The organism is Bosea vestrisii (assembly GCF_030144325.1).
Classification (GTDB): Bacteria; Pseudomonadota; Alphaproteobacteria; order Rhizobiales; family Beijerinckiaceae; genus Allobosea; species Allobosea vestrisii_A.
The window spans coordinates 4,991,774-5,014,312 of the sequence record NZ_CP126307.1 but is presented as its reverse complement, the minus strand read 5'-3'; the positions used below and the strand labels follow the sequence as shown (position 1 = coordinate 5,014,312).

General features: G+C 66.5%; 23 protein-coding genes and 1 pseudogene. 10 read left to right on the top strand and 14 right to left on the bottom strand.

Annotated elements, in window-relative coordinates:
• Positions 1-25: 25 nt before the first annotated feature.
• The 4 genes from QO058_RS24670 to QO058_RS24655 all read left to right on the top strand — a co-directional run bounded on the left by QO058_RS24670 (position 26) and on the right by QO058_RS24655 (position 3,000).
• Positions 26-790 carry a sulfite exporter TauE/SafE family protein gene (locus QO058_RS24670; RefSeq protein ID WP_284168857.1) on the top strand — a complete coding sequence of 255 codons (765 nt, stop codon included), beginning with the start codon at positions 26-28 and terminating at the stop codon, positions 788-790.
• Between the two features lie 65 nt (positions 791-855).
• Complete coding sequence (locus tag QO058_RS24665) at positions 856-1,356, top strand: GNAT family N-acetyltransferase (RefSeq protein ID WP_284168856.1); 501 nt, start codon at positions 856-858, stop codon at positions 1,354-1,356.
• Positions 1,353-2,195 (top strand): DMT family transporter, encoded by an 843-nt coding sequence (locus tag QO058_RS24660; protein WP_284168855.1) that lies wholly within the window; start codon positions 1,353-1,355, stop codon positions 2,193-2,195. Before QO058_RS24665 ends, QO058_RS24660 begins: the two co-directional genes overlap by 4 nt.
• A gap of 106 nt (positions 2,196-2,301) precedes the next feature.
• Positions 2,302-3,000 carry a DUF930 domain-containing protein gene (locus QO058_RS24655; RefSeq protein ID WP_284168854.1) on the top strand — a complete coding sequence of 233 codons (699 nt, stop codon included), beginning with the start codon at positions 2,302-2,304 and terminating at the stop codon, positions 2,998-3,000.
• Between the two features lie 16 nt (positions 3,001-3,016).
• Here QO058_RS24655 and QO058_RS24650 read toward each other — a convergent pair whose 3' ends face one another.
• Both QO058_RS24650 and QO058_RS24645 read right to left on the bottom strand, forming a co-directional pair.
• Positions 3,017-3,394, bottom strand: coding sequence for a VOC family protein (locus QO058_RS24650; RefSeq protein ID WP_284168853.1), 378 nt, complete (start codon positions 3,392-3,394; stop codon positions 3,017-3,019).
• Between the two features lie 16 nt (positions 3,395-3,410).
• Positions 3,411-3,911 carry a hypothetical protein gene (locus QO058_RS24645; RefSeq protein ID WP_284168852.1) on the bottom strand — a complete coding sequence of 167 codons (501 nt, stop codon included), beginning with the start codon at positions 3,909-3,911 and terminating at the stop codon, positions 3,411-3,413.
• A gap of 86 nt (positions 3,912-3,997) precedes the next feature.
• Between QO058_RS24645 and QO058_RS24640 the strand changes: the two genes are divergently transcribed.
• Entirely contained in the window at positions 3,998-4,807 is an 810-nt protein-coding gene (locus QO058_RS24640; protein WP_284168851.1) for an AraC family transcriptional regulator, read from the top strand.
• A gap of 7 nt (positions 4,808-4,814) precedes the next feature.
• On the opposite strand, the gene QO058_RS24635 is transcribed toward QO058_RS24640, so the two are convergent.
• From QO058_RS24635 to QO058_RS24625, 3 genes are all read right to left on the bottom strand, one after another.
• Positions 4,815-5,234 carry a DUF1801 domain-containing protein gene (locus QO058_RS24635; protein ID WP_284168850.1) on the bottom strand — a complete coding sequence of 140 codons (420 nt, stop codon included), beginning with the start codon at positions 5,232-5,234 and terminating at the stop codon, positions 4,815-4,817.
• Between the two features lie 37 nt (positions 5,235-5,271).
• Positions 5,272-5,757, bottom strand: a complete 486-nt coding sequence (locus QO058_RS24630) for a PaaI family thioesterase (RefSeq protein WP_284168848.1) — start codon at positions 5,755-5,757, stop codon at positions 5,272-5,274.
• A 74-nt stretch (positions 5,758-5,831) separates the two neighbouring features.
• Positions 5,832-6,287 (bottom strand): MarR family winged helix-turn-helix transcriptional regulator, encoded by a 456-nt coding sequence (locus tag QO058_RS24625; RefSeq protein WP_284168847.1) that lies wholly within the window; start codon positions 6,285-6,287, stop codon positions 5,832-5,834.
• Between the two features lie 217 nt (positions 6,288-6,504).
• Here QO058_RS24625 and groES point away from each other — a divergent pair, with 217 nt between their 5' ends.
• From groES to QO058_RS24605, 4 genes are all read left to right on the top strand, one after another.
• Positions 6,505-6,792, top strand: coding sequence for a co-chaperone GroES (gene groES / locus QO058_RS24620; protein WP_126113207.1), 288 nt, complete (start codon positions 6,505-6,507; stop codon positions 6,790-6,792).
• A gap of 42 nt (positions 6,793-6,834) precedes the next feature.
• The gene (groL, locus tag QO058_RS24615; RefSeq protein ID WP_284168846.1) at positions 6,835-8,472 is read left to right on the top strand and encodes a chaperonin GroEL; all 1,638 of its coding nucleotides are present in this window, start codon (positions 6,835-6,837) and stop codon (positions 8,470-8,472) included.
• A 182-nt stretch (positions 8,473-8,654) separates the two neighbouring features.
• Entirely contained in the window at positions 8,655-9,038 is a 384-nt protein-coding gene (locus QO058_RS24610; protein WP_284168845.1) for a DoxX family protein, read from the top strand.
• A gap of 131 nt (positions 9,039-9,169) precedes the next feature.
• Positions 9,170-11,269: an ABC transporter ATP-binding protein/permease gene (locus QO058_RS24605; protein ID WP_284168844.1), complete on the top strand. Its 2,100-nt coding sequence runs from the start codon at positions 9,170-9,172 to the stop codon at positions 11,267-11,269.
• A 148-nt stretch (positions 11,270-11,417) separates the two neighbouring features.
• Here the strand turns inward: QO058_RS24605 and QO058_RS24600 are convergent, their stop codons facing one another.
• The 4 genes from QO058_RS24600 to hisS all read right to left on the bottom strand — a co-directional run bounded on the left by QO058_RS24600 (position 11,418) and on the right by hisS (position 16,053).
• Positions 11,418-11,873: an META domain-containing protein gene (locus tag QO058_RS24600; RefSeq protein ID WP_284168843.1), complete on the bottom strand. Its 456-nt coding sequence runs from the start codon at positions 11,871-11,873 to the stop codon at positions 11,418-11,420.
• 202 nt (positions 11,874-12,075) lie between these two features.
• Positions 12,076-13,071 carry an ATP phosphoribosyltransferase gene (gene hisG / locus QO058_RS24595; protein WP_284168842.1) on the bottom strand — a complete coding sequence of 332 codons (996 nt, stop codon included), beginning with the start codon at positions 13,069-13,071 and terminating at the stop codon, positions 12,076-12,078.
• Positions 13,068-14,171 carry an ATP phosphoribosyltransferase regulatory subunit gene (locus QO058_RS24590; protein ID WP_284173011.1) on the bottom strand — a complete coding sequence of 368 codons (1,104 nt, stop codon included), beginning with the start codon at positions 14,169-14,171 and terminating at the stop codon, positions 13,068-13,070. The genes hisG and QO058_RS24590 overlap by 4 nt, the downstream gene beginning before the upstream one ends.
• Before the next feature lie 259 nt (positions 14,172-14,430).
• Entirely contained in the window at positions 14,431-16,053 is a 1,623-nt protein-coding gene (hisS, locus tag QO058_RS24585) for a histidine--tRNA ligase (RefSeq protein ID WP_284168841.1), read from the bottom strand.
• Between the two features lie 386 nt (positions 16,054-16,439).
• Here hisS and QO058_RS24580 point away from each other — a divergent pair, with 386 nt between their 5' ends.
• Positions 16,440-17,141 (top strand): DUF3053 family protein, encoded by a 702-nt coding sequence (locus tag QO058_RS24580; RefSeq protein WP_284173010.1) that lies wholly within the window; start codon positions 16,440-16,442, stop codon positions 17,139-17,141.
• A 78-nt stretch (positions 17,142-17,219) separates the two neighbouring features.
• On the opposite strand, the pseudogene glcF reads toward QO058_RS24580, so the two are convergent.
• The 5 genes and pseudogenes from glcF to QO058_RS24555 form a co-directional block, all read right to left on the bottom strand.
• A pseudogene (glcF, locus tag QO058_RS24575) lies at positions 17,220-18,517 on the bottom strand (glycolate oxidase subunit GlcF); the annotation flags it as partial.
• Positions 18,518-18,520: 3 nt separating this feature from the next.
• Entirely contained in the window at positions 18,521-19,156 is a 636-nt protein-coding gene (locus QO058_RS24570; RefSeq protein WP_284168840.1) for a DUF2585 domain-containing protein, read from the bottom strand.
• A complete protein-coding gene (locus QO058_RS24565) occupies positions 19,156-20,343 on the bottom strand; it encodes an FAD-binding protein (protein WP_284173009.1) in 1,188 nt (395 codons plus the stop codon). The genes QO058_RS24570 and QO058_RS24565 overlap by 1 nt, the downstream gene beginning before the upstream one ends.
• 165 nt (positions 20,344-20,508) lie before the next feature.
• Entirely contained in the window at positions 20,509-20,796 is a 288-nt protein-coding gene (locus QO058_RS24560; RefSeq protein ID WP_284168839.1) for a GIY-YIG nuclease family protein, read from the bottom strand.
• A 171-nt stretch (positions 20,797-20,967) separates the two neighbouring features.
• Entirely contained in the window at positions 20,968-22,404 is a 1,437-nt protein-coding gene (locus QO058_RS24555) for an FAD-binding oxidoreductase (RefSeq protein WP_284168838.1), read from the bottom strand.
• Positions 22,405-22,539: the final 135 nt, after the last annotated feature.

Sequence of the window (22,539 nt, the reverse complement as noted above, 5' to 3'; positions counted from 1 at the left end):
CACGACCTGACGGTCGGCTGAAGCGATGCCGGGCGATCCGTTGTTCTATCTCGTTGGCTGGGCCACGACCCTGCTGATGGGTATCGGCAAGGGCGCCTTCGGCGGCGGGCTCGCCATCCTCGGCATACCGCTGCTGGCGCTGGTGGTCGATCCCTTGCAGGCCGCGATCATGGTAGCGCTGCTGGTCGCGGCGATGGATCTTTTCGCCATCGGCAGCTTCGGCGCCTCGACCTGGTCGAAGAAGGACCTCATCTGGCTGATCCCGGGCCTGATCACCGGCATCGCGATCGGCTACGCGGTTTTCCTCATCGTCGATGCGCGCATCGTCACGCTGATCATCGGGCTCGTCACCCTCGCCTTCACGGGCCATTGGTTCCTGCGCGGGCGTGTCGCGCCTCCGGGCCAGTTGCCCGTCTCGCCGCCATTGGCACTGCTGGCCGGCACCGCTTCGGGCTTCACCACCTTCGTCGCGCATGCCGGTGGGCCGCCCGTCGCCATGTACCTGCTGGCGCGCGGGCTCTCCAAGACCGCCTTCGTCGGCACGACCATCGCCTTCTTCATGCTCGGCAACCTGCTGAAGTTGCCGCCCTACCTGGCGCTGGGACTGAAGCAGCCGCAGGCGCTCTGGGCCGCGCTCGTTCTACTGCCGGCCGCGCCGATCGGCGTCTGGATCGGCCGCTGGCTCCATGAGCGGCTCGACCAGAAGCGGCTGTTCTTCGTCTGCTACCTGCTGCTCGCCTTGGCCGCGCTGAAACTGACGGCTGACGCCGCGCTGGCATTGCTGCGATAGCAGCATGGCAGGAGCGCGGGTGAGCCATCTTTCCAGAGGACCGCATTGGCCCTAAGCGCTCTATTATGACCGCCCTGCCCGCCCTTCGCGACGCCACCGATGCCGATTCGGAGCCACTCGCCGCTTTGATCGCCGCGACCTTCGCCGAATATCCGAACTGCTTCTTCGACTGGTCGGAATTCCCCGAGCTGCGCCGCCCGGCCAGTTATTATGCCGAGAAGGGCGGCAGGCACTGGGTCGCCGACGGGCCGGATGGCCGTATCGTTGGTTCGATCGCCGTCGTGCCGGTCCCCGACCAGAACGCGGTCGAGCTGTTCAAGGTCTATGCCGATCCGAGCCAGCGCGGCAGCGGTCTGGCGCAGGCGCTGTTCGCCCAGACCCTCGCCTTCGCCGAGGCCGGCGGCTATGGCGAGATGATGCTGTGGTCGGACAGCAAGTTCACCCGCGGCCACCGCTTCTATGAGAAGCTCGGCTTCGTGCGCTGGCCGGGCGAGCGCTATCTCGCCGACATCTCCTCGACCTGGGAATACCATTTCCGCAAGCCGCTCGCTGCGACGCGACCATGAACCTCAACACGGCGCTGCGAGCGGTTTTCGGCATCGCGCTGCTCACCGCGATGGACGCGGTGATCAAGGCGCAGATGCAGCAGCATCCGTTCCTGCTGGCGCTGTTTATGCGCTTTGCCGCGGGCGGCCTGTGCGCGCTCGTGGTGCTCGCCTTCCTGCGCCCTGCCTTTCCGACGCACGCCAGCCTGATCGGCAACTCGTTGCGCGTGCCGGTGGTGATCCTGACCGCGGGCAGCTTCTTCTATTCGGTCTCCGTCCTGCCCCTGGCCGAGGCGTTGACGCTCTCCTTCCTCGCGCCGGTCTTCGTCGCCCTGCTCGGGGCCCTGATCCTGAAGGAGCGGCTCGACGGGCGCATCCTGCAGGCGCTCGGCTTCGGCCTCGCCGGCATGCTGGTGATGGTCTGGCCGCGCTTGCAGGGTGGCGTCACCGGCGCCGAGCTCGGCGTCGCCGCCGCGCTGTTCTCGGCGATCTCCTACGCCTTCAACCTGATCCTGCTGCGCCGGATCGCGGTGAAGGAGCATCCGGCGATCATCGTGCTGTTCCAGAATGCCGGGCCGGCGCTGTGCCTGGCCTGGCCGGCCTACTTCGTCTTCCAGCCGATGAACGGGAGCGACCTCCTCGCCTATCTCGGCGCCGGCGCGCTCGGCGTCGCCGGGCATCTTTCGCTGACCTCGGCCTTCGCCCGTGCTCCGGCCTCGCGGCTGGCGCCGATCGAGTATACGGCGCTGGTCTGGGCGAGCCTGCTCGGCTGGTCCGTCTTCGGCGAGGTGCCACTCTGGACCACCTTTGCAGGCGCGGTGCTGATCGTCTGCGGTGCCTTCGCCGTCAGCCGGCGCTGACCCCGCCGCAAAATCGCCTGCTTGGTCGGACTTCTGCACGGAACGCCTCAAGGGAAGCGCCTGCCGCCCATGCCCTCCTTCCACATCAACGGCGATTGATCAGGGCATGCAGCGCCCCGGCCCCGCTGTTCGCGCCCTTCGCGAACCCGGCCTCGCCGTCGCGCTCTGCCTGCATCTTGCCTTGCTTGGCGCTCTGCTTGCTGCCCGCACCTTCAACGGCTTCCTTCCGGAGAGCGAGGCAAGCGTCGAGGTCGAACTGGTCGGACCGGAGGCTTTGACGCCCCCTGCGCCGCCGGTCCCTGCCCCAACGCCCACCCCTCCGCCAGCGGCCGAGGGCGTGCCGCTCCCGCAATCGCCCCCTATCGCCCCACTTCCCGACAAGCCGGCCGTCCCGCCCGTGCCACCGCCAGTCGAGCCGCCGGCTATGATCACAGCCCGGACGCTGCATTCGGAAGGCGTGCTGGCCAATCCGCGCAGTCGCGGGGCGCGCGAGGCGTTGAAGACGCTCGATGCCGCCGAGCGTGTCGAGCAGCTCTGCAATCTCGAGGCGATGAGCCAGATCCATGCCTGGAAGGTGGAGTTCGAGCCGGACCGCGTCGTCGCCTTCGCCATGGCCGGCACGAAGCAGTCGAAGACCATGCTGGAAGCCGAGGGCGCCGCCTTCCGCAGCCGCAAGCAATGGTACGGCCTGCGCTTCCGCTGCGAGATGGCGGCGAACGGCAAGGTCGCCGGCTTCCAGTTCCGCGTCGGCGAGGCGATCCCGCGCAGCGAATGGGCGGCGCATGATCTGCCGCCCGAGCATTAGCTCAGCCGCCGCTGGCTCAGGCCGGTTTGCTGCAATAGGCCTCTAGTCGGTAGCCGTCGGGATCGACGACGAAAGCGGCGTAGTAGTCGGGCCCGTAGGACTCGCGCAGGCCGGGCTTGCCGTTGTCGGTGCCACCGGCAGCCACTGCAGCCGCATGGAAAGCATCCACGCTCTCCCGCGTCGGCGCGACGAAGCAGAAATGCAGGTTGGAGTCGCGATCCGGCGGCACCGGCGCGGAGACGGCGCCTATCCAGAGGCCGACACTCCCCTTGCCATAGCCGAGCGAGCTTTCGTCGGCGCTGAGGCAGTCATAGCCGAGCGCACCAAGCGTTCCGTCGTAGAAGCGCTTTGTGCGGGCGATCTCGCGAACGCCGATGGAAACGTGATCGAACATAGCTTTCTTCTCCCTCTCAGATCTTGATGCGTTTCGCCCGGAAATCGGCCTGAATCTGCCAGCTTGCGCCACCATCGCGCGAGCGGTCGCCGATCCAGTGGAACGAGTCCGGCATGATCTCGGTGAAGCGCCAGCGGATCGCGGTGCCGTCATCGAGCTTGCCGTGCTGGACGATGTCCTTGCCATCGGCGCGGCCGATCTGGTGCGTGTAGTATTGCTTGACCGGGTCGCTCCAGCGAATGTGCCAGGCGTCCTGGCCGGGATCGTAGATGCGCAGCGTCGTGCCGTGGAAGAAGCCGGGCAGGCTCCAGACATCCTGGACGGCACGTCCGCCGAGCACCCAGCCGAAACAGATCTCGCCCTTGGCCTCGTGACGCTGGCCATCGTCGGTGTGGATCACCGCCTCCATGGTCCAGGCGCCGACAAACTGACCGTAGAGGGCGAGCTTCTCCGCGTATTCAGGCATCGGCCCAGCGGCGATGAGGACATCGGCCAGCGTCGATGGCGCTGCTGTCATGATCGGGCTCCATCTTGATCAAGTTGGCACCCTGCTAGACCCGAAGCCCCGGGCCTTGCTTGGGAAAAACTGCTAAACTCGCCTGCATGAGCGCGACCGCACATCTTCTGGCTTCGGGCCCCGGCTGGCGCGTCAGCGATATCGTCTGCACGGCCGGCCCGAACGACCGTGCCTTCGAGGAAGAGCACCCGCATCACTGCATCGCCATCGTCCGCAGCGGCTCGTTCCGATACCGCTCATCGCAAGGCAGCGCCGTGCTGGCGCCAGGCTCGCTGCTGCTCGGCAATCGCGGCGCCTGCTTCGAATGCGGCCATGAGCATGCGGCCGGCGACCGCTGCCTCGCCTTCCAGTTCGAGCCAGCCTATCTTGAAGGCATCGTCGCGGCCGTGCCGGGCGCCAGGCGCGCCGATTTCGGGCAGGCGCACCTGCCGCCGCTCCCTGCACTCGCCGGCCTCGTCGCCGAGGCGGAAGCGGCCGCGGACGATCCGGAAAGGCTTGAGGAGATCGCGATGCGTCTTGTCGGCGCTGTCGCGAGCGTGCTTGCGGGAGCAAGGCCGGCGGCCAGCCCGCCGAGCGCGCGCGATCAGCGCCGGATCACGCGGGCACTGCGCCATGTCGAGGCGCATTGCGAAGAGGCGCTCTCGCTCGATGCGCTGGCCCGGCTGGCGGCGATGAGCCCCTACCATTTCCTGCGCACCTTCCGGGTGTTGGTCGGGATGACGCCGCATCAATATGTGCTGCGCACCCGCCTGCACCGGGCGGCATTGCTGCTGCGCCGGAGCGAGCTACCGGTCGCCGGCATCGCCTTCGATTGCGGCTTTGGCGATCTTTCGACCTTCAACCGGCGCTTCAAACGGGTCATGGGCGCGAGCCCGAGCGAGTATCGCAGCGGGTAAGCGGCGCTCAGCGCTTTGCCCAGCGGTGATAGGTCAGGGCGAGCGCGATGCAGTGGGCCAGTGGCTCGGCCGGCGGCTCGCTCCCGGCAGCGAAGATCAGCGCCCGGTTACCCTCGTAGCTGAACTGCCCGGGGTAATGGCGACTGAACGTCTCGATCAGGCTCGTCTGGCAATGGACGTAGAGCGCGTAATGCGTGACTGAGCCTTTGAGCCCGTCCGCCCGCAAGGTCGTTCCAATTCTTGGTCGCTCAGGCAGCCAGGCCGGCTCGCCCCATTTCAGCGTCTCGGTAAGTCGCCCGATATCGGGACTCGCGGCCGCAACAGCGAGGATCGTCTGACGCAGGCGCAGCATGGGCTGCCGAAGCGGCTCCGGCAGCGACCGGAACTTAGCTTCGACGGCCTCGTCGGCGAATGGCGAGAATGTCACAAGCTGCTCCTGTTCAGAGGCAGGTGCGGCCAGCCGTTCAGCGCCCCGCTCCCGCCTTCGCGCCGAAGATCATGCAGGTCTCGGTCCCATGCGCCAGCAATTTGCCCTGCGCATCGACCAGCTTGCCCTCGCTCGTCGCGACCGAGCCGCCGCGATGGATCAGCCTGCCCTCGCAGCGCACCGGGCCGTTGCCGGGCATGACCGGGCGGACATAGTTCAGCTTCATCTCCAGCGTGGTGTAGCCCTCGCCGACCCGCAGCGTCGAATGCACGGCGCAGGCCATGGCGGAATCGAGGATCGTCGCCGTCCAGCCGCCATGTATGGTGCCGAGCGGGTTGAAGAAGCGCGGCGACGGCTTGCCGACGAAGACCGCCCTGCCCTCCTCGACTTCGGCAATGTCGAAATCCATCGCATCGGCGAATGGCGGGCCGGGATGGCGTCCCTCGATCATCCCGCGCAGGAAGGACACGCCGTCCTCCGCGAGCAGGACATCGCGGCTCACGACACCGATCTCACGGGACATGTCTGACTCCATCTCTATGGTGTAGATGCACGATAGAGATGGAGTCAGATCAAGGTCAAGCGCGCCAGCTTGGCTCAGCCCACCTGCCGGGCCGCCCGCCTGATCGCTTTTAGGCTGTCGCGCGTCTCGCTCCAGCGCTCCTGGCCGAGCCCGCCCTCGATCCTGTCCTGCGCCGCGCGCCAATAGGGGATCGCCGCCTCGATCGCGGCGCGGCCCTTCTCCGTCACGGCATAGGTGAGCGCCCTGCCCTTGCAGTCGACCGGCTCGATCAGCTTCTCGGCGGCGAGCAGCTGCAGGTTGCGGGTCAGCGAGGTCCGCTCCAGCGCGAAGCGGTCGGCGAGCTCGGTGACCGAGCGCCAGGCACCGGTCGAGAGCGCCGAGAGCAGCACGAACTGGGTGATCTTCAGGCCGCTCGGCCGCATCGCCTCGTCATAGGCGCGGGTCACGGCCCGCGCGGTCATCCGCACATGCAACACGACACAGGAGCGGGCGATGTCGTCGAGGTGGAGATCGGGCGCTGGCGTCGTCATCTCGCCATGATAGCCGGTTTAAGCTGCCGCCGCAGCAAGGCAGATCGGCGGCCGGTGGTCGCGTTCACCTTTCGCGCAGCGGATTCCTTGACTCCTGCAGGCCTCAGGCCTATCTCCGCGACGTCCGTTAGCACTCACTTGGTGAGACTGCTAACAGACCCCATTCACGGGCCAATCTCGAGCCCGTCCAGAATACGACCGAGAGGAAGACAGAACCATGAAGTTCCGTCCGCTGCATGACCGCGTTGTGGTCCGTCGCCTTGATGGCGAAGAGAAGACCAAGGGTGGCATCATCATCCCCGATACCGCCAAGGAAAAGCCCCAGGAGGGCGAAGTCGTCTCCGTGGGCCCCGGCGCCCGCGACGAGGCCGGCAAGCTGGTTGCGCTCGACGTCAAGAAGGGCGATCGCGTCCTTTTCGGCAAGTGGAGCGGCACCGAGGTCAAGATCGACGGCCAGGATCTCCTGATCATGAAGGAATCCGACATCATGGGCGTCATCGGCTGAACAGCCTGACGTTCCTTCAAGCCCTAAATCAGGAGTAGTCTCATGGCTGCCAAAGAAGTCCGCTTTTCTACCGATGCCCGCGACAAGATGCTGCGCGGCGTCGAGATCCTGAACAATGCCGTCAAGGTCACGCTCGGTCCCAAGGGCCGCAACGTCGTGATCGAGAAGTCGTTCGGCGCCCCGCGCATCACCAAGGACGGCGTCACCGTCGCCAAGGAGATCGAGCTTTCCGACAAGTTCGAGAACATGGGCGCCCAGATGGTGCGCGAAGTCGCCTCGAAGCAGAACGACGCCGCCGGTGACGGCACCACGACCGCGACGGTTCTCGCTGCCGCGATCATGCGCGAAGGCCTGAAGTCGGTCGCCGCCGGCATGAACCCGATGGACCTGAAGCGCGGCATCGACCTCGCCGTCGACGCCATCGTCGCTGACCTCAAGAAGAACTCCAAGAAGGTCACCTCGAACGCGGAAGTCGCGCAGGTCGGCACCATCTCGGCGAACGGCGACGAGTCGGTCGGCAAGATGATCGCGACCGCGATGCAGAAGGTCGGCAACGAGGGTGTCATCACCGTCGAGGAAGCCAAGACCGCCGAGACCGAGCTCGACGTCGTCGAGGGCATGCAGTTCGACCGCGGCTATCTCTCGCCCTACTTCATCACCAACGCCGAGAAGATGGTCGCCGAGCTCGAGGATCCCTACATCCTCATCTTCGAGAAGAAGCTGTCGTCGCTGCAGGCGATGCTGCCGATCCTCGAGGCCGTCGTCCAGACCGGCAAGCCGCTGCTGATCATCGCCGAGGACGTCGAGGGCGAGGCTCTGGCCACGCTCGTCGTCAACAAGCTCCGTGGCGGCCTCAAGGTCGCGGCCGTCAAGGCTCCGGGCTTCGGTGATCGCCGCAAGGCCATGCTCGAGGACATCTCGATCCTGACCGCCGGCCAGATGATCTCGGAAGACCTCGGCATCAAGCTCGAGACCGTGACGCTCGCCATGCTCGGTCGTGCCAAGAAGGTGCGCATCGAGAAGGAGAACACCACGATCATCGACGGCGCCGGCAAGAAGAAGGACATCGAGGGCCGCGTTTCGCAGATCAAGGCGCAGATCGAGGAGACTTCCTCGGACTACGACCGTGAGAAGCTCCAGGAGCGTCTGGCCAAGCTCGCCGGTGGCGTCGCGGTCATCCGCGTCGGTGGCGCGACCGAGGTCGAGGTCAAGGAGAAGAAGGACCGCGTCGACGACGCCCTGAACGCCACCCGCGCGGCCGTCGAAGAGGGTATCCTCCCGGGCGGCGGCGTCGCCCTGCTGCGCGCCCTGTCGACCGTCAAGGCGATCAAGACCCAGAACGACGACCAGAAGACCGGCGTCGAGATCGTCCGCAAGGCGATCACCGCTCCGGCCAAGCAGATCGTCGACAACGCTGGCGATGACGGCGCGGTCGTGGTTGGCAAGCTGCTCGAGTCGAAGGACTACGCCTACGGCTACAACGCTCAGACCGGCGAGTACGGCGATCTGGTCAAGGCCGGCATCATCGACCCGACCAAGGTCGTGCGTACGGCGATCCAGGACGCGGCTTCGATCGCCGGCCTGCTGATCACCACCGAGGCGATGATCGCCGAGGCGCCGAAGAAGGACGCCCCGATGCCCCCGATGGGCGGCGGCGGCATGGGCGGCATGGACTTCTGAGGAAGTCCGAGCTCTCAAGCTCGACAAGAATGGAAGGGGCCCGGCGCAAGCCGGGCCTTTTTCGTTTCTGAGAGGCTTTGCACAGGCATGATCGGCCGCATGCTTGCATCGACTTTCGTTGTAGGCCCTAGATCGCCACGGGTGCGGCATCCTGCCGCGCCCGCGCTTTCGGGGGTCACTTCATGAACAACCCTGCTTTGGCCGACGCCGCCAAGCTCATCGGTCGCATCCTGCTCGCCCTGATGTTCGTCCTCGCCGGCTGGTCCAAGATCAGCGGCTATGCCGGCACGCAAGCCTATATGGGCTCCGCCGGCGTCCCCGCGATTCTCCTGCCGCTGGTGATCGTCGTCGAACTGATCGGTGGCCTGATGATCGTCGTCGGCTACAAGACACGCCTCGCGGCCCTCGTGCTGTTCGCTTTCACCATCGCCGCTTCCGTGCTGTTCCACATGAACTGGGCGGCTCCGATGCAGCAGCAGATTTTCCTGAAGAACCTCGCCGTTGCCGGCGGCTTCCTCGTGCTCTTCGCCGCCGGCGCCGGGCGCTATTCGGTCGACAAGGACTGAGCCAGATCACAAAACGCTGAAAAAGCGCGGCCCGGTCTTGAGCCGGGCCTTTTTTGTGCGCAGGGCTGATCTACAACGCTCTCTCCTAAGCAGCGCGGCTCCCGCGCTGATTCCCCGACAAGGACGACGCCATGCGCCTGTTGAGTTTCGCCGTCGCCGCGCTTGCTGTGATCGCGCTCGTGGTCGGCCAGCAAAGCGGGAGCACAGGCATTCTCGGCCTCGGCGTCGTCGGCTTGCTGCTGGCGTTCGCCACGTTCCGGTCGACCAGCATCCCGTTCTTCCTGAAAATCTTCTCCGGCATCTTCGGCACGGAGTATGTGATTTTCGGTGCCGGCGCGCTGCTTGCCCAGCTCGGACTCTGGCCCACCGCCTGGCAAGCGGCCGCCCCGCCGGCCAGCCTCGGTACGACGGTCGCCGTCTTCGGCATCCTGATCTACCTGGTCTCCTTCGTGCCGGTTGTGCAGCGTATCGCCCGCATCGCCTCGCCCTACTTCGAATCTTCCGAGCCGCAGATCGCCAATCTCGGGCCATTCGGCCGCTACCGCATGCGGCTCGGTACCTTCGCGGTCGCGCTCGTCGTCTTCCTGATCGTGCTCAACCAGGCGCAGGTCGGCATCTCGCTGCGCATCAACTTCTTCTATCGCGACTTCTACAACGCCCTGCAGGAGAAGAACGCGCCGGCTTTCTGGGAACAGCTCATCAACGTCTTCTGCGTCTGGGCAGCGGTCTCCGTGATCAGCGTGTTGATCGAGACCGTCGCCAATTCGGTCCTGCTGATCCGCTGGCGCGAATGGATGGCGGCCGAATACAACAAGCGCTGGCTGGGCAACGGCAACCACTACCGTATCTCGCTCGCCGGCACGGCGGACAACCCCGACCAACGCATCTCGGAAGACACGCGCGCCTTCCTGAATCAGACCTACAGCTTCTCGCTGACGCTGATCACCCAGGTCTCAACGCTGGTCTCGTTCTCGATCATCCTCTGGTCGATCCCCGTGGCGATCACCGTGCCCGGCACCGACATCGTCATCCCCGGCTTCATCTTCTGGGCGACACTGATTTACGCCGCGATTGCAACCTGGATCACTCATGTGATCGGCAAACCGCTGATCGCGCTGGAATTCGAGCAGGAGCGGCGCGAGGCGAACTTCCGCTTTGCTCTCGCTCGCCTGCGCGAGTACTCCGAGCAGATCGCGCTGATGCGCGGCGAAGGTGCCGAGCGGCGCCACCTCGGCGAAACGTTTGGCGGCATCGTCGACAATTTCTACAACCTGCTCTGGCGCAGGCTGAAGCTGACGACCTTCACGCTGTCCTATAATCAGGCCAACGTCGTCATCCCCTTCGTCTTGCTGGCGCCCTACTACTTCGCCGGTGCGATCGCCTTCGGCGTGCTGACGCAGGTGTCCTCGGCTTTCGGCCGAGTCGAGACGGCGATGTCCTTCTTCATCAACAGCTATCAATCGATCGCCTCCTATCTCGCCTCGATCAACCGCCTGACCACCTTCGAGGCGGCGATCGCCAAGGCGGAGGCGCAGGGCGCTGGTGGAGAAGGCGCAGCGATCGATATCGTCGAGAAGCCGGTCAAGGACGCCACGATCGAGACGCTCGCTCTCAACCTGCCGAACGGCCAGCCGATCGTACAGGCTTCCGGCCTCACTCTGCCAGGTGGGCATTCGACGCTGGTGGTCGGGCCATCCGGCTCAGGCAAGTCGACCCTGTTCCGCGCGCTCGCCGGCATCTGGCCGTTCGGCGAGGGCAAAGTCGTGACGCCGGAGGGGCAACGCATGCTCGTCCTGCCGCAGCGGCCTTATCTGCCGCAGGGCTCCCTGCGGGCTGCGCTCGCCTATCCGGCCGAGCCCGATGCGTTCGGTGACGCGGAAATCCATGCGGCGATGGAGAAGGTCAAGCTCGGCCATCTCGCCGAGCGGCTCGACGAGGTCGATCTCTGGGGCCAGCGCCTCTCGGGCGGCGAGCAGCAGCGCCTCGCTGTGGCGCGCGCTCTACTGGCGAAACCGGACTGGCTCTTCCTCGACGAGGCGACCGCCTCGCTCGACGAGAAGCTCGAAGGCGAGATCTACGAGGTGATCAGGCGCGAACTGCCGCAGACCAGCATCGTCTCGATCGGCCACCGCTCGACGCTGCGTACGATGCACGACGAGCTGATCACCATGGAGAAGAACGCCGACGGCACCTTCAGCCCGAAGGCAAAGGCCATGGAAGCGGCGAGCTAGTCCGGCAGCGCTACGAAACCCAGCACGTCATGCTCGCCCTTGCGGCGAGCATCCACGTCTTGAACACCGCGTTTGACCGAAAGGAAGACATGGTTGGTCGGGACAAGCCCGACCATGACGAGAAGCGGCGGGACCGCTTCGCGCCAGCTCAGATTCCGCGATCGAACCGGAGCTCGCCCGTGCCCGTCTTGATGACAAGGCGGCCTTCGACCAGGTCCCATTTCTGGGCAGTGCGCAGCGCCGTCAGATAGCCGCGCTCGAAATCGGAGGCGCCCTTGTCGCAGGCCATCTTGGTCACCGCGATCGGGCCGACGGCGAAAGCCTGCTGGCGCAGTGGGTAAGCCGAGGCCGAGAAGGTATTGCAGCCGGCAAAGCCCGTGCCGCGCAGATTGGAATCGACCTTCAGCGTCGCGCGGTAGCCAGTATTCGGCTTGCCGTTCATCTGGTTCAGGGTCCAGGAGGCGTCGAGCGGGAAATTCTTCTCCTGCTGCCGCGGCGGCGGAGCGTCCTGCCCAGGCTGCGGAATCTGCGACGGCCGCTGGCGCCCCTGGGCGAGCACATCACTCACCAGGACAGGCGACAGGGAAAGGACGAGGGCGGCCATGAGGCCTAGGCGCGACTGCGTATTCAACTGGTCCAGACCCCGAATTTGAAAGAGCGACAGCCCGTAGGAGAACCCGATGCTTTCCACTGCACCGATCGCGGTGGCGAGCGCAAGTCTCGATCGCACCGCTTTTGGTAAGACTTGCACCGAAATCGCCTCGCCCGGGTGAATTACCCGGACATTGCGTCGGGAATCCGGCGCGTCAGATGCGGGCCAGCAATCGTTCGATCAGCAGATTGGAACGGCGGAAGACATAGTCGAGCGTCCGCACGGTGATATCGTCGGCGCCGGCCTTGCTCAATTCCTCGACCAACGGGAACACCGCCTTGCGCGGGCAATGCAGCGTGACGACGCCGTCGCTGCCGGCCGCCCCGAACGGCAGGCGCGCCCCGAATCGATGCGCGATCTCGCTGAGGCGCTGCGGCGAGACAGCGTTGAGCACGGCGCGGACCTCACGCAGCGAGCGCGCCTCCTCCTCGGCCGCGATGCGCGACAGGATGGCCGCGGCAGCTTCGCGCGCCTGCTCGCCCCAGGGCGCCCGCACGGAGGCGACGAGATTGGCCTCCGACGCCAGGATCACGCCGTCGTCGAGCACTTTCAGCGCATTCGCGGAAAGCGTCGCGCCGGTGGTGGTGATGTCGACGACGATCTCGGCGGTGCCGGCGGCCGGCGCGCCCTCGGTCGCACCCAGGCTCTCGACGATGCGGTAATCGGCGAGGCCGTGATTGGCGAAGAAGCGGCGGGTCAAGTTCACATATTTGGTGGCGACGCGGAGCTTGCGGCCAGTGCGGGCGCGCATGCTCGCGGCGACGTCGTCGAGATCGGCCATGGTGCGGACATCGATCCAGGCCTGCGGCACGGCGACGACGACATTGGCCTGGCCGAAACCGAGCGGCGCCAGCATCACCATGCTGGCATCGGCGTCGGCGACCTGCTCGCGCACCAGATCCTCGCCGGTGATGCCGAGATGAGCGGCGCCGGACGACAATTGTGCGACGATCTCGGACGCCGAGAGATAGGCGACCTCGGCCCCGCCAAGACCGGCAATCTGCCCGCGATACTCGCGCTGCCCGCGCGCCTGCACGAAGCTGAGCCCTGCCCTGCCGAAGAAGGCGGTGGCGTTCTCCTGGAGCCGGCCCTTGGAGGGGACGGCAAGGACCAGCGGCGCGTCGTTCGTCATCTTGTCCGCCCCGCTCATGCCTTGCCTCCGGCGAGACGATCGAGCCAGAGCGAGGCGCCGACGGCCGGCACTGTTGCCGGTGCGCCGAGGCGCTGGAGCACGCCGTCATAGCGGCCGCCGCCGGCGATCGGCTTCAAGTCCGGCCGAGCCGGGTCGTGCAGCTCGAAGATGAAGCCGGTGTAGTAGTCGAGATTGCGGGCGAAGCCGGCCGAGAAGGAGATGTTGGCGACATCGACGCCGCGCGCGGCGAGGAAGCCGGTGCGCTCATCGAAGGCGTCGAGCGCGGCAGCAAGGTCAAGCCCGGCTTCGCCGGCGAGCCTGCGCCAGGCGGCGGAGGCGCTGTCAGGATCGCCGCCGATCGCCAGCGCATGCGCGATCAGGCCGCTCGCCTCGGCATTGACCGGATTGTCGCGTTCGGCCGCCCGCGCCAGGAAGCGCTCGGCGATATCGCCGGCCGAGCGGCCGCCGACAGTCGAGATGCCGGCGATCGAGAGCACGTCCTCGACAAAGGCGCGCGCCGCCTTGGGATCCTGGCCTTCGAGCGCCTTGAGCAGGCCGGCATGGGCGTGCTCGACCTCATTGACCGGCGGTTCGAGCGCGGCGACCGCATCGGCGCCCTTGCCCTGCGCGACCGCGCGCATCAGCCGGCGACGGGCCGCCTGCGGTACGCCAAGCCGGTCGAGCAGCGCGGTGAGCAGCGCGACATCGCCCATCAGCAGGCGCGGCCGGGTCAGGCCGAGTGAAGCGGCGGATTCGACGGTCAGCGCCATGATCTCGGCATCGGCGGCGGCAAAATCGGTGCGGCCGAAAGATTCGAGGCCCGCCTGCGCGAACTCGCTGGGCTCGTTCGCGCGCATGCGGAAGACCGGGCCGGCATAGGCGTAAGACGCCGGCTCGGTGGCATGAGCGGCGATGTGCGCCAGCGCGACCGGAATGGTGTATTCGGGCCGCAGGCACCATTCGCGGCCGTCATCGTCCTGCGTCAGGAAGATGCGGCGGCGGATATCCTCGCCGGAGAGATCGAGGAAGGGCTCGACCGGCTGCAGGATCGCCGGCTCGGCACGCCGGTAACCCTCGCGCTCGAACGGCGCAATCACGGTCTCGAGCTTTGAGCGCATAGCCGGCACTTGGACATCCTGTTGCGGCGCCGTCCTAGCAGGGCCCGCTACGATTTTCGATGGTTTTTAGGGAATTGGGTTAGCGGGAATCCGGAGCACCCCTCCCTTCTCCCCTTGCGGGAGAAGGTGGCTCGGCGAAGCCGAGACGGATGAGGGGTCTCGCGACGTCGTGGGAAGAGTGGGTGAGGCGCTACGAACCAAGCGCAGCGCGACCCCTCATCCGCCTGCCGGCACCTTCTCCCGCAGGGGGAGAAGGGCGCTAGCGATGTCGCGCCAGTACCCTCTTCACGCCCTCGACCAGCTCGCCCACCGGCACGGAAAACTGCGCCTGCGCCTGCCGTTCCTTGTGCTCGGCGGAATCCTTCACGTCGCGGCCCGCGGCGGCGAGCTCGGCGCCGAGGATTAGGTCCTTGATCACGACAGTGCCGGCCTCGCGCTCTGACGAGCCCTGAATCACGGCACAAACCGCACCGCGCCGGTCGGCATATTTCATCTGGGCGTTGAAGCCGGACGAGCCGAGATAGAGATCGGCGCGGCAGAGCGCCTTGCCCTCCTCGTCCTTCGCCTGCCGGAGCTGGGCGACGAAAGCCTGATAGCCCGGCATGAACTCCGGCGACTTGTTGTCCATCGCGGTGACGACGACGAGCGGCAATTCGTTCTTGGCATCGACGATCGGCGACTTCACCGCCTTCAGCGCCGAATAGAGCCTGGAGACGCCGATCGAGAAGCCGGTCGCCGGCACCGGCTCGGGCCGGAAGCGGCCGACGAGACCATCGTAGCGCCCGCCGCCCGCCACCGAGCCGAAGCGCACGACCTGGCCGTCCTCATTGGTGACCGGGAAGGTCAACTCCACCTCGTAGACCGGGCCGGTATAGTATTCGAGGCCGCGGACGACGGAAGGGTCGATGCGGATGCGATTGTGATCGTAGCCCGCACGCGCAACCATTCTCGCGACATCAAGAAGCTCTCTGACGCCCTCCTGGAATGTCGAGTTTACCATGAAAGGCGTACCCAAGAGGTTCTGAAGACCGGGAGAGTGCTCTACTATCCGCTCGACCTGCTCCTGGGTGAGCTGCTCGTACTCGTGGCCCAGTTTGGCGAGCAGACCGCTTAACAACCTGTCCGTGACGGTTGTCTGAAAGAGCTGAAGGAGTGCGTCGATCGCCTCCTCTTCCAGACCTGCGCCCCTAGCGAAATCGCCACTCTCGTCGAGCCGGCCTTTGCCAAGGAGCAAGCGAACTCCCTCATCACCAAACTTGTCGTGCTTATCGAGCGCGCGCAGCACGGTCAGTCGCTGCGCAGCCTTTTCTTCGCCGCCGAGGCCGATCGCCTCCATCACGCCGTCGAGCACCTTGCGGTTGTTGACCTTGACGACGTAGTCGCCGCGCTTGATGCCGAGCTTCTCCATCGTGTCGGCGGCGAGCATGCAGATCTCGGCATCGGCGGCGACGGAGCCAGAGCCGACGATATCGGCGTCGAACTGCATGAACTGGCGGAAGCGCCCCGGCCCCGGCTTCTCGTTGCGGAAGACATAGCCGGCGCGGTAGCTGCGATAGGGCTTTGGCAGCGCATCGAAATTCTCGGCGACATAGCGGGCGAGCGGCGCGGTCAGGTCATAGCGCAGCGACAGCCACTGCTCGTCATCGTCCTGGAAGGAGAAGACGCCCTCGTTAGGCCGGTCCTGGTCTGGCAGGAATTTGCCGAGCGCATCGGTGTACTCGACGAAGGGCGTCTCGACCGGATCGAAGCCATAGAGCGAGAAGCTCTCGCGGATCACGCCGAGCATGCGTTCGGTGGCGGCGACGTCGGCCGGGCCGCGGTCGACGAAACCGCGCGGCTGGCGGGCCTTCAGCTTGGCAGGGGCGGACTTATCGGCGGACATGGCAGAGGAACTCGGTCAGTAAACGCTTGTTGATGATCGAGCGGGTTAGCCCGCGAAGCCGCCAGGGGCAAGCTTCCCTTCTCCCGCAAAGATTTCTCTGCGCAAGGCTGCTCGGTCGGGCTCCTCCCTTCCCCCTTGTGGGGAAGGGTATGGGGATGGGGGGCGAACGACGGGATGGCCGGCGGATTGCAGCAGCGGAACGGTGCGTTTCCTGTCCGATGCGCTCTGGCTTTGCGCCCCCCACCCCTGCCCCTCCCCACAAGGGGGAGGGGTTCCCACGCCTCGCCGGCTTTCCCGGAGAAAACCGCAAGGGGAGAAGGGAGCTCGCCGGCTAGCCGCGGCCATAATCGCGCACTAAGGTCCCACCGCGGCGCAAGGAATGGATGATGCAGGTCAGACTACGTAGCCTGCTGGCCTGCCTGTTTGCGGTGCTGCTGCTCGCCGCCTGCGGGCCGAGCGAGCCAGATCAGCGCAAGGCCTTCATCGGCTTCCTGCAGACGGACATCCTGGCGCGCCCGGGCGTGCGCGTGCCGCGCCCCGATGCCGAGAAGCAGAAATCCTTCGGCGACTATGCCGGGCACTATGCCGTGATCCAGCGCTTCCACGAGCGCATGAACACGACGGTCGGCAAGCCGATGCAGGAGGCGACCGCCAAAGCGGCGCCGCGCTCGATCGAGGACATCGTCGCGCGCAAGAGCGAGATCGCCGCTGTGCGTGCCGGCTTTGGCCAGATGCGCCAGGCGCTCGACGCCACGCTCGCCGCCGCCGAGAGCGAGCGCGCCGCGTTGAAGCAGCCGGAGGATCTCGCCAAGGTCTATGCCAGCGCCTACCAGAAGCTGGTGACGGAGCCTGCAGCGACCGTCCGCGAGGTCTTCCCGGTGACCGACGAGACCTTCGCCGCGATCCTGGCGTTGGCCGAACTGATCGAGGCCAACAAGGCAGCGATCCGGGTGAGCGGCTCGCAGGTCGACGTGCGGAACCCAACGCTGCGCAACAAGGTGCAGGCCGCGCTCACTGCGATGAACACCAAGCAATCGGCGATGACCGCGGCACAGCAGCGAGTCAGGCAGATGGTCTACGGGAATTGAGCTGGCGCTATTCCGCCGCGACGACACCGGCCGGAACCGCCTCCCCGATCCCCGCCTTCGCCAACCTCGTTGGCAACGGCCCCCGGTCGCCCAGTCGAGCAATTCGGCGGTGTGCAGGATCGGCGTTGTCGCGCCGCGGTCGGCGAAACCCTTCGCGATCTGGGTAATGCAGCCGATGTTGCCGGTGGCGACGAGGTCCGGCTTCGTGCGCTGGATGTTGCCGACCTTGCGCTCGCGCAACTGCCCGGCGATCTCGGGCTGGAGGATGTTGTAGACGCCGGCCGAGCCGCAGCAGATGTGCCCCTCCGGCACCTCCTTCACGCGGAAGCCGGCGCGCGTCAGCAGGCGCTTCGGCCCGTCCTTGAGTTGCTGGCCGTGCTGCATCGAGCAGGCCGAGTGATAGGCGACGATGAGGTCGAAGCTGCGGGTTGGGGCCAGTTCCAGCGTCTCGACGAACTCGGTCACGTCCTTTGCCAGGGCTGAGACCTTCGCCGCCTTCGCGGCATGGGTCTCGTCGTCGCGGAACATGAAGCCGTAATCCTTGATCGTGGTGCCGCAACCTGACGCCGTGATCAGGATGGCATCGAGCCCCCTCGCCTTCGACCTCGGCCATCCAGGCGTCGATATTGGCGCGGGCGAAGGCGAGCGCATCATGCTCGCGGCCCATATGGTGGACGAGCGCGCCGCAGCAGCCCTCGCCCTTGGGCAGCACCACCTCGACGCCGTGGCGGGTGAGCAGGCGGATCGTCGCCTCGTTGATGCCGGGGTCGAGCACCGGCTGGGCACAGCCCGAGAGCATGGCGACGCGTTTGTGCCGTTCGCCCTCAGCCGGGAAGGACGCAGGGCCCTCCATCGCCGAACGGTCGGGCAGGCTCCAGGGCGCCAGCGCCAGCATCGCCTTCAGCCGCGCGCCGATGACGGGCAGCGCACCGAGCGCCCCGGCCAGCGGCTTGCCAACGCGCGCCGCCAGCATGGCGAGGCGGAAGCGGCCGGGATAAGGCAGGATCGCCGAGAGGACGCGGCGCAGCGTCCGGTCGGCGACGGGGCGCTCATAGGTTTCCTCGATATGGGCGCGGGCATGGTCGACCAGGTGCATGTAGTTCACCCCGGAGGGGCAGGTCGTCATGCAGGAGAGGCAGGATAGGCAACGGTCGACATGCTTGACCACGTCAGGGCTCGCCGGACGGCCGCTCTCCAGCATGTCCTTGATCTGGTAGATGCGCCCGCGCGGGGGAATCGAGCTCGTCGCCGAGCAGCAGATAGGTCGGACAGGTCGCAGTGCAGAAGCCGCAATGCACACAGGTACGCAGGATCTTCTCGGAGACCGGCAGGCGCGGATCGGAGGCGAGGAGTTCGGGCGTGAAATTGGTCTGCATCGCTCAGGCTCCGCCCTGCCAGGCTTTGATCCAGTCCATCGGCCAGAGCAGCATGATGACGTTGAGGGTGAGGTTGTCGCGGATCAGCCAGCCGACGATCAGTTCCATCGCCAGCGCGCCAGACACCGTGATCCAGACCGGCGCGAACCGCGCGAACAGGAAGCCCAGGGCCATGGCGAGGATGTCGCTGACCGAGTTCAGGACGCTGTCGCCATAATAGTCGAGCGAGATCGTGGCCGTGCGGTAGTGATTGATCACCGCATCGGTGTTCTCGGTGATCTCCCAGGCGCTCTCCAGCACGATGGCGAGCAGCAGCGCGAGGCCGACGGAGATCGGCAGGCCGGTGAGGCGCCGGATCAGCCAGAACAGACCATAGAACAGGAAGCCGTGGATGATGTGGGAGAAGGTGTACCAGTCGGCAATGTGCTGGGAGTTCTCGGAGGACATCACCGTGCCCTGCCAGAGCTTGATCGTCCCGCATTTGCAGATCGGCTCGCGGCCCATCCAGAGCAGGATCGCCGCCGCGCCGGTAGTCAGCAGCACCGCCAGCACAGCAATGGCGACGGGGCCGAGGCGACCGGGCGCCCAGTTCGCGCGCGCCGTGGGCGCGCCGGAGGAAAGCGGTTCAGCGAGCGCCATCAGATCCCCGCATACATCCGGCCGGGCTCGAACACGCCCTCCGGGTCGAAGCTTTTCTTGATGCCCGCAGTCACCCGCATCAGCGGCTCGGAGAGCGGCTCGAAAACGGGAACCACCGCCCGCACCGCATCGGGCGCCCGCACCAAAGTGGCATGGCCGCCGAGCGGCTTCAGAGCTGTGCGGATCGCGGCGGCGCCAGCGTCTCCGTCGGCCGGCACGGCGAGCCAGATCAGACCGCCGCCCCAATCGTAGAACCAGCGGGCACCCGGCACAGTGCGCGTAATCGCGGCGGTCGCTCTCGGCCCACTGGTCGGCGCGAGCGAGAGCCGCCAGACGGCCTCCTGCGTGCTGGCGAAGAAGGCGGCATCCCTGACCTCGCGCCAGAGCGTGTCGGATGCGCGCCCCTCGACCAGCGCGGGTCGCCCGTGAGGCTTCAAGAGGCGGGCGAGCTCGGCGGCACGATAGCTGATCGAGGCCGAGAAGTTCTCTAGCCTCAGCAAGGTGCGAGGCTCTTCCGCACCGATCCCGGCCGGCAGGTGCGCTGCGGCCATGGGTTCGAAGGGCGAGCCGAGCGCGCCCGAGAGCAGCGCCACCGCCGCCTCGTCGGCGAGGTCCTCCCAGATCAGGGTGACGACGCGCTCAGGACGCGGCAGGACGCGGAAGGTCACTTCGGTGAGGAAACCGAGGGTGCCGAAGCTGCCGGCGACGAGCTTCACCAGGTCGAGGCCGGTGACGTTCTTCATCACCCGCCCGCCCGACTTCACCAGCTCGCCACGGCCGTTGATCAGCTTGATGCCGATCAGGGAGTCGCGGGCGGCGCCGGCATTGATCCGGCGCGGGCCGGAAATGTTCCCGGCAGCGATGGCGCCGATCGTCGGCTCGCCCTCGGTGCCGAGCAGAGCGCGATGGTCCATCGGCTCGAAGGGCAGCATCTGGCCACGCGCGGCCAGCGTCTCCTCGATCAGCCTCAGCGGCGTGCCGGCTTTGGCGCCGATCACCATCTCAGAGGGCTCGTAGAGGGTGATGCCGGTGAGCCCGGCGCTGGAGATGGTGCTGACGGCATTGTCCGGCCGGCCGAGCCCGGTGCGCGTGCCGCCGCCGCGAATGGCAAGCGGAACGCGCGCCTCGACGATCGAAGCGACGACGGCGCAGGCCTGTGCCTCGGTGGTGGGAGTGTGGAGCATCAGAAGCCTACCCTGTCTTTCCGGGGCGGGCCGAAGGCCCGAGCCCGGAACCCAGAACCGATACCGCTGGAAAAAGAGCTCCGGGAATGTTGAGCCTTATCGATGCCTTCCGTCGGTTCTGGGTTCCGGGCTCTTCGCTACGCGAAGCCCCGGAATGACGGGAGAGGTTCACCGCGCCAGCAGCGGATAGAGATCGGCCCAAAGCGGGTTCCGCTCCTCGATCAACCTGACCTTCCAGTCGCGACGCCACCTCTTCATGTCCTTCTCGCGCTCGATAGCCTCGGTTGCCGTCGGATACTCCTCGTACCAGACCAACCGATCGACGCTGTATCTCCGCGAGAAGCCGGGCAGGACCTTGCTCTTGTGCTCGTGGACGCGGCGAGCAAGGTCGCGCGTCACGCCGAGATAGAGCGTTCCATGCTGCCCGCTCGCAAGCAAATAGACGTGGAACGGCAAGGCCATCCTCCGCCGTCTTTCCGGGGCTTCGCGCAGCGAAGAGCCCGGAACCCAGAACCGATGCCATTGAACGAAATGAGCGCTGCAGCGTCGAGCCCCTCTTATGTCCGCCATCGGTTCTGGGTTCCGGGCCCGCTGCTGCGCAGCGTCCCGGAAAGACGGAGAGCCTCATCACGCCGCGACCCGACCTTCGAGCGGAAACACCTTGGCCGGATTCATCAGCCAGCGCGGATCGAACACCGCCCTGACCCGTTGCTGCTGGTGCAGGTCGGCCTCGTTGAACTGGACGGTCATCAGGTCGCGCTTCTCGATGCCGACGCCGTGCTCGCCGGTGAGGCAGCCGCCGACCTCGACGCAGAGCTTGAGGATGTCGTTGCCGGCATCCTCGGCCTTCTGCGCCTCGACCGGATCGTTGCAGTTGTAGAGGATCAGCGGGTGGAGATTGCCGTCGCCAGCATGGAAGACATTGGCGACACGCAGGCCATAACCCTTGATGATCTCGTCCATGCGTTCGAGCACGAAGGGCAGTTGCCCGGTCGGGATCGTGCCGTCCATGCAGATGTAATCGGCGATGCGGCCGGTCGCGCCGAAGGCGGATTTGCGACCTTTCCAGATCGCCGCCGTCTCCATCGCCGACTTGCTCTCCTTGACCGTGCCGACGCCGTGCTCCCTTGCGATTGCGACGATGCGGGCGAGCTGGGCGTCCATCTCGGCTTCCGAACCCTCGACCTCGATGATCAAGAGGGCTCCGCAATCCATGGGATAACCGGCATGGGCGAAGGCCTCGCAGATCTCGATCGCCGGCTTGTCCATGAACTCCATCGCCACCGGGATGATGCCGGCGCCGATGATCGCGGCGACAGCGGCGCCGGCCTCGACACTAGTCGGGAAACCGAACAGGACGGGCCGCGCGCCTTCCGCCGAACGCAGGATGCGCACCGTCGCCTCGGTGACGATGCCGAGCTGCCCTTCAGAGCCGACGATCAAGCCGAGCAGGTCGTAGCCGGGCGCATCGAGATGGCCGCCGCCGATCTCGACGATGCTGCCGTCGAGCATCACCAGGGTGACGCCGAGCACATTGTTGGTGGTGACGCCGTATTTCAGGCAATGCGCGCCGCCGGAGTTCATCCCGATATTGCCGCCGATCGAGCAGGCGAGCTGCGAGGACGGGTCGGGCGCGTAGAAGAAGCCGTCGGCCGAGACCGCGCCGGTGACGGCGAGATTGGTGACGCCGGCCTGCACCCTGGCGGTGCGGTTGGCGTAATCGATCTCCAGGATGCGGTTCATCTTGGAGACGCCGATCACCACGGCGTCCTCCTGCGGGATCGCGCCACCGGCGAGCGAGGTGCCGGCGCCGCGCGGCACGACCGGCACGCCCTGCTCACCGCAATAGCGCAGCACGGCGGCGACCTCCTGCGTGGTCGAGGGCAGCACGACGGCGAGCGGCATGCGGCGATAGGCGGTCAGCGCATCGGTCTCATAGGGCCGGCGCTCGTCCTCCGAGGTGATCAGCGCATCGGGTGCGACCAGCCCCGCGAGGCCGGCGATGATGGCGTCACGGCGGGCGAGGATGCCGGCATCGGGCACCGGAAAGGCGATCGCACTCATAGCAAATCCTCCACTCACCTTCCCTCGCCTTCGGAGCCGCCAGGCACCATCGCTGCGCACATGCACCGAACGAGTCCGATGCGACTCTAGAATACTTCCACATGTGGCGCAGCGCGAGTAACGTGCATGATTATT